This is a genomic window from Xanthomonas sp. SHU 308 (assembly GCF_000364645.1).
Taxonomy (GTDB): domain Bacteria; phylum Pseudomonadota; class Gammaproteobacteria; order Xanthomonadales; family Xanthomonadaceae; genus Xanthomonas_A; species Xanthomonas_A sontii.
The window spans coordinates 1-1,712 of record NZ_AQOK01000511.1 but is presented as its reverse complement, the minus strand read 5'-3'; the positions used below and the strand labels follow the sequence as shown (position 1 = coordinate 1,712).

2 protein-coding genes are annotated in these 1,712 nt (G+C 73.5%); one reads left to right on the top strand and one right to left on the bottom strand.

What is annotated here, in order from left to right; genetic code table 11:
• Positions 1–304: 304 nt before the first annotated feature.
• A complete protein-coding gene (locus tag D588_RS28715; protein ID WP_017916620.1) occupies positions 305–433 on the top strand; it encodes a hypothetical protein in 129 nt (42 codons plus the stop codon).
• A 231-nt stretch (positions 434–664) separates the two neighbouring features.
• Here D588_RS28715 and D588_RS0115410 read toward each other — a convergent pair.
• Positions 665–1,712, bottom strand: a 1,048-nt coding sequence (locus D588_RS0115410; RefSeq protein ID WP_017916619.1) for a PLP-dependent aminotransferase family protein, incomplete at its 5' end; no start/stop codon positions are given.

Here is a 1,712-nt window from a genome sequence, read left to right as displayed (position 1 = left end):
ACGCGGCCGCCGGGCAGGCACCGCGGGCTTGGCGGCGGTGCCGGCGCACCCGTGCCCTCCGGGCTGTCGTCGCTGCCGTGCGGTGGCGGGCGGCTGGAGGCGAGCGGCGCAGATGTGGGCTCGCCGGCCTGCACATGACAGCGCCGTGACCATCACGGCGGCGGTGTGGCCGGTCTCGTAAACAAACGTGGGGGCGGCGGCAGCCCGCGTGCGGTTGTGCGATCGCGTTCGCGCCTGCTGAGACTGGCGCTGGCTAGATTCCGCAGTGTTCGCCATCCCCACCTCACTGGATCGGAGCCGCGCCATGTCCTGCCGTCGCACCTTGCTGCTCCCCTGGCAGCGCTGGCGCAGCCCGCTCAGCGCGGTGGCGATGCTGGCCTGCACCGTGTTCGGTGCCTGCGTGGCATTGGCGATCGGCGCGGCCACGCGCTAGCGCAGCCATTCCCGGCTGCTGCCGGCGATCGCATCGACGCCGTCGCGCGGGACGCGCTGACGCGGTCGCGCCGTACTGCGGCGGCGATCGTCTGGATCGGCAAGCGCTCGCCTGCAATCCGCTGCATCGCCCCGCGGTGCCGGTAGGACAGCATGGTGCGATGGAATGTCAGGCAAATGCTGGCAGTACGCGTTTCGCATCGGGGCAGCGGCATGGCGCCGGGCGTCGCGTTCAGCGCGGCAGCCGCGCCGCCAGCGTGCCCAGCCGCCGCATGGCGTGTTCCAGGGTCTCGCTCCACGGCTGGCCGCAGCTCAGCCGCAGGTGGTCGGTGTAGTCGCCGCGGCTGGAGAACAGATGCCCGGGCGAGGTGCCGATGCCGGCGGCGAGGGCGGCCTCGAACAAGGCCTGGCCGCTGCCGCCGTCGGCCAGTTGCAGCCACAGCGACAGGCCGCCGGCCGGGTCGCCGATGCGGGTGCCGGCCGGCCAGTGCCGCAGCACCGCCTCGCGCAGGCGCTGGCCGTTGTCGGCCAGGGTGCGGCGCAGCTTGCGCAGGTGCCGTTCCAGGTCGTGCCGCTGCAGGTAGTCGGCCAGGGCCAGTTGCGGCAGGCTGGCGCCGCCGATGGTGGAGAAGTACTTGGCGCGCACCAGCGCGTCGGTCCAGGCGCCACCGAGCAGCCAGCCCACGCGCAAGCCGGGCGCCAGCACCTTGGAGAAGGCGCCGCAGGTGATCACGTTGCCATGGGTGTCGAAATGGCGCAGCGGCCGTGGGCGCTGCCCCGACCAGTCGAGTTCGCCGTAGATGTCGTCCTCGATCACCACCGTGCCGTGGCGCGCGCAACTGGCGAGCAAGGCGCGCTTGGCGCTGTCGGGCGTGAGGCTGCCGAGCGGATTGTTGAAGTTCGGCACCAGCACCGCGGCGCGCGCCGGGGTGCGCTGCAGCAGCGCGTCCAGGCGCGCGGCGTCGATGCCCTGGCCGGGCCGGTTCGGAACCTCCAGCACCTTCAGGCGCAGCGCCGCCACCGCCTGCAGGATGCCGTGGTAGGTCGGGGTCTCGACCAGCACCACGTCGCCGGGTGCGGTGAGCGTGCGCAGCGCCAGGCTGATCGCCTCCATCGCGCCGGCGGTCACTACCACCTCGTCGGCGGCAACGACCGTGGCGCAATGCGCGTAGCGCTGCGCGATCTGCCGGCGCAGCGCGGCGTGGCCCTGCGGCGGTGCGTAGTCGAGCGCGGCGCTGCGCTGGCGGCGCAACTGCCGCGCCAGCGCGCTGGCCAGGTGC

Coding starts and splice junctions, on each gene's coding strand:
- D588_RS28715 (WP_017916620.1), top strand. CDS start 305: ATGTCCTGCCGTCGCACCTTGCTGCTCCCCTGGCAGCGCTGGCGCAGC.